7 protein-coding genes and 1 tRNA gene are annotated in these 8,264 nt (G+C 45.5%); 4 read left to right on the forward strand and 4 right to left on the reverse strand.

Annotated elements, in window-relative coordinates; genetic code table 11:
- Positions 1-41: 41 nt before the first annotated feature.
- Positions 42-2,819 (forward strand): nSTAND1 domain-containing NTPase, encoded by a 2,778-nt coding sequence (locus RIE73_RS28705; RefSeq protein WP_446404413.1) that lies wholly within the window; start codon positions 42-44, stop codon positions 2,817-2,819.
- A 387-nt stretch (positions 2,820-3,206) separates the two neighbouring features.
- Here the strand turns inward: RIE73_RS28705 and RIE73_RS28710 are convergent, their stop codons facing one another.
- Together RIE73_RS28710 and RIE73_RS28715 are read right to left on the reverse strand one after the other, a co-directional pair.
- Positions 3,207-4,538, reverse strand: a complete 1,332-nt coding sequence (locus RIE73_RS28710; RefSeq protein WP_446404414.1) for a GTPase family protein — start codon at positions 4,536-4,538, stop codon at positions 3,207-3,209.
- A gap of 18 nt (positions 4,539-4,556) precedes the next feature.
- Positions 4,557-5,111, reverse strand: a complete 555-nt coding sequence (locus tag RIE73_RS28715) for an AAA family ATPase (protein ID WP_446404415.1) — start codon at positions 5,109-5,111, stop codon at positions 4,557-4,559.
- 45 nt (positions 5,112-5,156) lie between these two features.
- Here RIE73_RS28715 and RIE73_RS28720 point away from each other — a divergent pair, with 45 nt between their 5' ends.
- Positions 5,157-5,693, forward strand: coding sequence for a hypothetical protein (locus tag RIE73_RS28720; protein WP_446404416.1), 537 nt, complete (start codon positions 5,157-5,159; stop codon positions 5,691-5,693).
- A gap of 358 nt (positions 5,694-6,051) precedes the next feature.
- On the opposite strand, the gene RIE73_RS28725 is transcribed toward RIE73_RS28720, so the two are convergent.
- A complete protein-coding gene (locus tag RIE73_RS28725; RefSeq protein WP_446404417.1) occupies positions 6,052-7,182 on the reverse strand; it encodes a ferrochelatase in 1,131 nt (376 codons plus the stop codon).
- A gap of 142 nt (positions 7,183-7,324) precedes the next feature.
- Between RIE73_RS28725 and RIE73_RS28730 the strand changes: the two genes are divergently transcribed.
- Entirely contained in the window at positions 7,325-7,513 is a 189-nt protein-coding gene (locus tag RIE73_RS28730) for a hypothetical protein (protein WP_446404418.1), read from the forward strand.
- A gap of 31 nt (positions 7,514-7,544) precedes the next feature.
- On the opposite strand, the gene RIE73_RS28735 is transcribed toward RIE73_RS28730, so the two are convergent.
- Positions 7,545-7,631, reverse strand: a tRNA-Ser gene (locus RIE73_RS28735).
- A gap of 76 nt (positions 7,632-7,707) precedes the next feature.
- Here RIE73_RS28735 and RIE73_RS28740 point away from each other — a divergent pair.
- A complete protein-coding gene (locus tag RIE73_RS28740; RefSeq protein ID WP_446404419.1) occupies positions 7,708-8,076 on the forward strand; it encodes a 2Fe-2S iron-sulfur cluster-binding protein in 369 nt (122 codons plus the stop codon).
- Positions 8,077-8,264 lie beyond the last annotated feature (188 nt).

Below are 8,264 nucleotides of genomic sequence, written 5' to 3' on the forward strand. Positions count from 1 at the left end.
CTTGACTCACTAAAATAAATGAATTATGTAGGAGTGAAGACTTGAACGATTTTACAATAGCTAATCAGGAGTCTTTAGATGAATTAGCCTGGGCAATAGAAGCCTGTCAGGGACAGTTTTGCCTGATGTTAGCGCGTTGTAACTATGAGTATTTGCAACAACGCCTGATCCAGCAACTGCAAGAACAATGCGCCCTCGACATCCGAGTCATTCACCTGAAGCCAGGGGACAGAACCCTGTTTAGCACCGTGCGATCGCAACTGGGACAGGAGATGCCTTCTGCTCTTATGGTATCTGGCTTTGCCGCTTTAAACAATGTGGATGACATGTTCGCGGCGATGAATCAGGTGCGGGAGGAGTTTCGCAAGAATTTTCCCTTTCCTTTCATCCTATGGATGAATGATCGGGTTTATATTCGACTGCTGAGAATTGCGCCAGATTTCGAGAGTTGGGCAACAACAACGGCGTTTGCGATACCAACGGATGAGTTAATTAATAGTCTCCAGCAGGCTGTAAAGTCCCTATTTGCTAAAGCTTTAGCCGTCAATTCCCCTCAATCTTTATCTCAGTTAACCAAAAATTTAGACCTCGGTTACTTAACTTGTTCAGAATTCGAGTTAGCCTTAAAAGAATTATCCCAACGCGAACTCGAGTTAACCCCCCAGTTTGCCGCAGATTTAGCATTTCTACGCGGAATAAATGCGGGGGATAGTCCAGAAGCCTTAGATTATCTTCAAAAAAGCCTAGAATTTTGGCAACAACAAACCGATAACGCCAATCAACCAACCCTGATCGAAAAACCCGCAGAAACAATTACCCCCAAATTAAAAGTCGGCTTAGTGCTATTTCAGATTGGATTCTACCACTATTACGCCGTTGACCGAAAAAAAGCCGACAAAGCGAATTGGCAAACAGCCAAGATTGCCTTACAGCAAAGTCTGGACATTTTTGAGCAAGAAAATCGTCCCGATTTAGTGGCAAAATTCATCATTCAACTCGAACGAGTCTTGCAACGGATGCAGTCATGGGATGAATTAGAGCAAGTGGCGCAAAAGGCGTTACTCTTGCATCAACAGTATGGAATTACCAGTAGATTAGCCCAAGATTATAGTTTTTTAGCCGAAGTCGCCTTACAGCAACAGCGCTGGGAAGAGAGTCGCCAAGCCGCCCAACAAGCTGAGGATATTTTAGCTCAATTACCGGAACAGAATCGATGGTTTCAGGGATTAAACTTGCTATTTTTAGCCCAAGCGGAACGCCAGTTAGGGAATAAACACGACGCGATCGCGCATTTGGTGCAAGCCAGAGAGTTAGGTGATAAAGGACATCCTTTAGTTTATATCCGAATTTTAGCCGAATTACGCGATCTTTACTTTGAAGAAAAGCAGTATTTAGAAGCCTTTGCTACAAAGCAACTGCGGCGTTCTATTGAACAACAATATAGTATTTGCGCCTTTATTGGTGCGGGACGACTACAACCACATCGACAAGAAACGTCAGCAAAAACTGATCATCAAGAGACAGTTGCACCGGAAATTATCGCATCAGGGCGACAGCGAGATTTAGAGCGATTATTGGAACGAATTGGACGGAATGACTGTAAGCTAATCGTGATTCATGGACTATCTGGTGTGGGCAAAAGTTCGCTAGTGAATGCGGGATTAATGCCAGCGTTAAAACACAGAGTTATTGGTATTCAAAATAATTTACCTATTTTAATCCGAGTTTATACCAATTGGGTAGAGGAATTGAGCAAGCAGTTGGCAACAAATTTGGTAACGGATGAGTTAGAGGAAGAAAAAACAGCAAATAATCCTGTAGGGGCGGGTTTAGGAGATAACCTTTCCAGAAAACCACAAACCTCTCAACACAACCCGCCCGATTCTTCTGTAGGGGCGGGTTTAGACGATAACGTTTCTAGAAAACCACAAACCTCTCAACAAAACCCGCCCTCACCTTCTCAGGATGTAGACAATAACATTTCCAGAGAACTATCAACCTCGCCCCCAAACCCGCCCTACGCCAAAATCCTGGAACAGTTACGGAAAAATGAACAGCACAATATCAGAACAGTGCTAATTTTTGATCAGTTTGAAGAGTTCTTTTTTGTTTATCCCAATTTAGCGCAACGGCGACCATTTTGGGACTTTTTAGGAGACTGTCTAAATATTTTATCAGTCAAGGTAATTCTATCGCTGCGGGAGGATTATCTGCATTATCTTTTGGAGTGCAATCGCCTCGATAGCATGAGTGTCATTGGTCATGATATTTTAGGCAAGAATGTACTGTATGGGTTAGGGAATTTTTCTCCTGCCGATGCCCGATCAATTATAGAGGATTTAACCACGCGATCGCGCTTTTACCTAGAACCTGCCTTAATTGATCAACTGGTCAAGGATTTAGCGGGTCAAACCGGGGAAATATTACCCATTGAATTACAGATTGTCGGGGCGCAACTGCAAGCCGAAAATATTAAAACCTTGGCTGACTATCGAGAGGTAGGAACGAAGGAAGAGTTAGTCAAGCACTATGTCGAAGCCGTGATTGAGGATTGTGGTGTCGAGAATCGACAAGCAGCGGAATTAGTGCTGTATTTACTGACCGATGAAAAGGGGACTCGTCCGCTAAAGACTCGCGCTGAATTAGAACGAGATTTAAAGGAATTCGTTGATGATGTAAGGGCAGACGCGAGTAAATTAGATTTGATACTCCGGATTTTTGTGGAATCGGGATTAGTGTTTCTGTTGCCAGAGATTCCGGCGTATCGCTATCAATTAGATAAGTTTCTGTTGCCAGAGATTCCGGCGTATCGCTATTAATTAGGGGCTGCTGAATAAGTCTTGTGGTGGGGAGAGGCAATAGGGAATAGGCTTTCTTGCAATGGTTTCAACCCTCTGTCGAGGGAAAATTTGGCGCTGAGGTCGGCACAAATTCCAGGGTGCAAGACGGTTATAGTGTAAAAACGAAAGCACTTGTTGGGTAGAAAAATGGCTTAAAACCCTTATCTGGTCTAGCTTACGCACTCATGCAGCAAGCCCCAATTAGAGAAGTGATCGCACTTTGACCACAGTCTCACCAATCGCCTTGGGTTTCAACCCAAGGCTGAAAGCTAAAGTCGTCTAAAGACGACTGGATAAGAATGTTAGTCCATTTTAATGGACTTGGGCTATTAGCCCGGAGTTTGAACTCTGGGCTGGTTTTCAGGTTTACTTTATACCTTTAAATCGTTCTTTAGCCGACTGAAATGCTTCTTGCATCACCGATTGAATCTTCTGGGGATCGGGTTTTTTTCCGCCCATTAAATCCCCAAAATAAACACAAGCCCCCTCACCCAACGCCCAGGTATACGCCGCCGCCCAAGACGCCGCGATCGCACTCCCTAAACCGGGCAAAAATTTGATTAATTCTCGTCCCACCGCCTGCGCTATAAATCCTCCCGCGATCGCACTCACGACTCCCCCAGCTTGAGAAGGCGTCAGCGTCTGTCCATACAATTTCCCCAACAAGCCAACCAGCGAGACTTGTAGCGCGGTTAAAACGGGCATTGTGGCAAAGGGTAACGGTACAGCCGCCAAGGTTGCTGCCATAATCGCAAAGGCTAAAATATAACGCCGCCCGACATCCCGATACAGATTCCCCAGTTGCTGACTGGCGTCTTTTTCTTCCAATAATTGAGAAATGGCACGAGATTCGGCTTCCGGTAACAACTCGGCTAAGGCGTCGCTGAGTGCCTCTAATCCATAAAATACGGGATTATATTCATCTTCTTCTAGGGTAAAATCAATTAGAACCGCCTGATCATAAAGTCCCTTAAAGGCGTGCTGAATTCCCTCAAAGGCGCGATTCAACTCTTCATAGTCTGGCGGATAAGCCGGATGATCAACGACATCAGCCGGATAAAGTTCATGTAAACACGTTACAGCCAGTAAACAGGGAATCTCTGGATATTTCTCTTGTAACTGTTCAGCCACCTGTCGCAGCGTATCTGTGGCAAAGTCATTAATTTTCACCGTCAAAATCAGGATTCTGGCACGATGAGTATCTTGTTGCAATTCATCGGCTAATTCCTGAATAATTATCGGCGTTTCTTGGTTAGCATCACCCAAACCCACAGTATCAGTGAAAATCAGCAAGGGTAGGTCATTGGAGGGATAAGCATAACGCTCAGTATATTGCGTATGGGGACGAAAACCCTGACCGACAATCTCCGCTGAAACCCCTGTCAATCCCCGCACAATGGAACTTTTCCCTGATTGAGGCTTGCCAATCAGCAGCGCTTGGGTTGTAGGGAGTTCTTTGCGTACCGACGCCAAAATCTCAGCGACTTGCGCCTCATTAACACTAAACCAGTCAATCACCGTTTGTGTGACTTGTTCGGTGGGAAGGAGTTTCTGCAAGCGATCGCTGGCTATAGTCCAGAGTCCAGCCATGCGGTTCGTCCAGGAGTTATCAACCGATTCTGGGGTTGTTCCTTCAGTTGGTTTTTGCACCTGCTGAGAATCAGCCGATGGTACGTCAGCCTTATGTTCGTCAGTCATCCTAATCGATGAATCCCTTCAATCCTGCCTATCTTTAAGATTACAAGTAGAGACGCGCCATGGCGCGTCTCTACCGATTGATTGGTTGAACATTTGCCAAATATCCAATTCTGTATCCGCGATATTGACCGAATTCACGGCTAAAAATCCCTCGCTGGTTTGAGGCGGATGATCTCGTAATGCGCGGTAAAACTCCTCAATCACTTGATCAGGAACTTGGCGTTGGCGCTGTCGGTTCCAAGTTTTGCAGGTTTCTAAGGGAGTGGTAAGATACCAAGCTACCCAGCGCACGGTTTCACCCGATATCTTAGGCAACAGCGATCGCCTCCATTCGGGTTTGGCATTGGTGGCATCATAAATCACCGGGTTGCCATCGGCAATGGATCGATGAATTTGTTGCAACACTTGCGTTTCAATCAGTGACCAATCCCCTTGGATGTTCTCATCCCCAAATAACTGCGCCCGGATCGCGTCTGTGGATACAATCACCGCTTTGGGTTCGAGTTGAGTTAGTTTGGCAGCTAGGGTAGACTTGCCAGAACTGGGAGAACCGATGAGAAAATGACAAATCATCAATGAATTGTTGTCAAAAGCTATTTACCTGAAAATTAAGCGATTATGGATCACAATTATATAACTTCTGTCAATACAAGTTTATACCTAATTTTAGAGAACCTAGGTTTCTTTATTATTGCCACTGGGTTTACCGCAATTGTCGGCTGGGCGTGGCGGAAGGCTAAACCGTTCACTATTCCTGAACCCTTGCCCGGATGGTTTAAAATTTGGTTTGGTACAGTTCAGGTTATCGGAGTCTTGGTTCCCCTAGTCGTTATGCTTCTCTGGGGTGTCTGGTGGAATTATTCTACCGTGTTAACTGTACTTGCCTCCTATTTTTTGATGCTAGGATTACAAATTATATCGGAGATAATCACATTAAAACAGTTTCAATCGGTCGTTTGGGTAATGGTTCCTTATTTATACTTGCCTTATCGCCTCTGGCAATTATATGAAGGATTGACTATCCTGAATTCTGATAGCGAATTGATGTGGATAAGGACTCTGTTAATTGTCGAAATTGTTCTTTGGACGGGTAACTATCTCTTAGATTTAGCACAGCTTCCCCGGCTGTTTCGATGGGAGGTTAAGGAAGGCTAACTCTCTTAATCAGATCCCCGACTTCTTGAAGAAGTCGGGGATCTTAGGTTGAATGTTACTGACTTAAGTCTGGTGGGCAATGCCCACCCTACGGCATACAGCGCTTTGCGCTGTAATAAAGTACAGTAGATCAAAGTCCCCCTTTTTAAGGGGGATTTAGGGGGATCGGAAATGTACCGCCTAGCAGAGCAAACTGCTGTATCAAAGGTTTTGGCGATCTCACAATGCTTATTTCAGCGACATTCATCTTAGGTTAAATGGCACTGACTTTAGAGTTTGTAGTAAGTGCTGTCTTCACTTCTGGCACGCTTCGTGCCTACTACGAACCCAGCTTAAGTCAGCGACATTCATCTTAGGTTTAGTGATCGTGATGATGATGGTGATGATGATGACTGGAAGCTGATTCCGGATTGACCGCGATCGCACTTTCGCTTAATAGCGCTTCAATCTGAGGATTTGCCCAATCTGCAGCCATGGCTAAAAAGTCAGGATGGTCATTAACACAGGGCATCTGCACATACGCCACATCAGAGTTACGATACTCTAACCCATGGATAATATGATGAACATCCAGCAACGTTTCATGATTCTCTGTAGCAAAGCCAATCGGCATAAAGACGATCGCTTTTGCCCCTAAATCAATCAGATTCTTCGCCGCTAACTCAGTATTGGGCTGTGTCCACTTAATCAGAGGGGTTTGGTGATTCAGCCAACCCACGGAAATTAACGGATACTTATGAATTAGCTTTTCCCGTACCCGTTCATACAATGCCTCACTTTCCATGATGCCGGAGGTAAATCCTTTTGCCTCATGGGGACAACCATGGTTCATCAGGACAATACCAATTTGAGAGGGTAAGTAAGCCGAGGCTAAATCAGCCGCGATTTTTTCCTCCACCATCTGCGCCATTAAGTCAATGTAGGCAGATTCATTGTAAAAGGAGGGGATATACCGTTGTCCTTTCAGCCAATGTTCGTCGCCCTCAGCCAACTTGACTAAGGCATTATTCACCTGTTCGACAGCAATGCCACTGGTGAAGATAGAATCAACAACGAGGAGGGGATAGATCAGCAGTTTATCAAAGCCTTGGGCTTTAATCTGCTCTAGCACCTGTTCGGGTAAAAACGGAGCGCAGAAGTTAAACGCCTTAAAGACTTGGACGCGATCGCCCCATTTCTCTTGCAGGTGTTGTTCAATTCCGGCTCGTTGCTGCTCAAAAATTTGGTTGTGGGGGGAGATGAAGTTATTGTGCTGATGTCCCCACTCGTGGAAATCAAAAACGGCTAACAGTTTGGCTAAGGGGGGATACACCCAGGTGGGGACAGGTGCGAACTTAGCGGTTAATAAGTTTAAGGCTTGCTCATTATAGTTGGCAAAGTCTTCGTAACTTTCGACTTCCCCATAACCCATGAGTAAAACGGCAACGCGATCGCCGCCTTCTGGGTTAGATGTGGGTATTGATTGGACTTTTTCAGGAGTGGCAACCACAAGACTATCCTATCAATTGATGGAACATTCACTGGGTCTCTTCCGAGGTTAGGAATTGAGACTCGCCAGTTACCTTTAGGGTAGCATCCCCTGTAGGGGGATGATTCACCTGTCTCGCTACAATTAGTTTATCTGAAGCAATATGCCAATCAGGGGTGGCAAAAAACTGATGCATGAGCCAGAGCCGAAAAATTGGCATCAAAAGACTTGGGTGAGAGTCCTGCTACTCATCTTTGCTGTGCTGATCGCGGGGGGGCTTTACCTGCTTTCTATTCGCATCGCGACTCAAAGACCTCGGACTGTTCCGGTTACACCTGACACCTCAGATTGAGATAGCTTGACTAATTTTACTCTCTTTTAAACGGAGAGGGAGGGATTCGAACCCTCGTTAGAGTTTCCCCTAAACAGCATTTCCAATGCTGCGCCTTAAACCACTCGGCCACCTCTCCTGGGGGTTTATTATGATCTGTGCGGGAGTCAATAGTATTCAACTTAGCACACAATCTGTAATTATACACGAAACGGATGACTCGATTCTATAAAATTACCATTCACCATCGCCAAACCAATACCAAGCATACTCTAGAAGTGCCAAGCGATCGCTACATTCTCCAAGCCGCCGAAGATCAAGGGGTAGAACTGCCGTTTTCTTGTCGCAATGGCGCTTGCACCACCTGTGCGGTGCGTGTCCTCTCTGGTGACATCTATCAACCCGAAGCCATGGGATTGTCTCCAGCGCTGCGCCAAAAAGGGTACGCCCTGTTATGTGTGGGGTATCCCCGTTCTGACATAGAAGTCGAAACCCAGGATGAGGATGAAGTCTACGAACTCCAATTTGGGCGCTATTTTGGTAAAGGCAAGATTCGGTTTGGATTGCCCTTAGATGAGGAGTAAACACCATAGTCGTTCCCTCTATTTCAGCCTCTCCCCCCGGATAGATCCTGACAGGTGTAGGTTTTTTATTTTAGGGTTGGGACAAGACAAGGAGGACAAGGAAGGAAAGAAGACAAGGGGGGAAAACCGTACAGAATTCGGTTCGGTCAAACTCACTTCTAAAAGCCGAAACGCCCTATTTTTCGTTC

This window comes from Coleofasciculus sp. C1-SOL-03, assembly GCF_040220555.1.
Taxonomy (GTDB): Bacteria; Cyanobacteriota; Cyanobacteriia; order Cyanobacteriales; family Coleofasciculaceae; genus Coleofasciculus.

What these genes read in the sequence shown, in the direction of transcription:
- RIE73_RS28710 (WP_446404414.1), bottom strand. Translation starts at nt 4,538, where the DNA reads ATGACTGACGAACATAAGGCTGACGTACCATCGGCTGATTCTCAGCAG.
- RIE73_RS28715 (WP_446404415.1), bottom strand. Translation starts at nt 5,111, where the DNA reads ATGATTTGTCATTTTCTCATCGGTTCTCCCAGTTCTGGCAAGTCTACC.
- RIE73_RS28720 (WP_446404416.1), top strand. Translation starts at nt 5,157, where the DNA reads ATGGATCACAATTATATAACTTCTGTCAATACAAGTTTATACCTAATT.
- RIE73_RS28730 (WP_446404418.1), top strand. Translation starts at nt 7,325, where the DNA reads ATGCCAATCAGGGGTGGCAAAAAACTGATGCATGAGCCAGAGCCGAAA.
- RIE73_RS28740 (WP_446404419.1), top strand. Translation starts at nt 7,708, where the DNA reads ATGACTCGATTCTATAAAATTACCATTCACCATCGCCAAACCAATACC.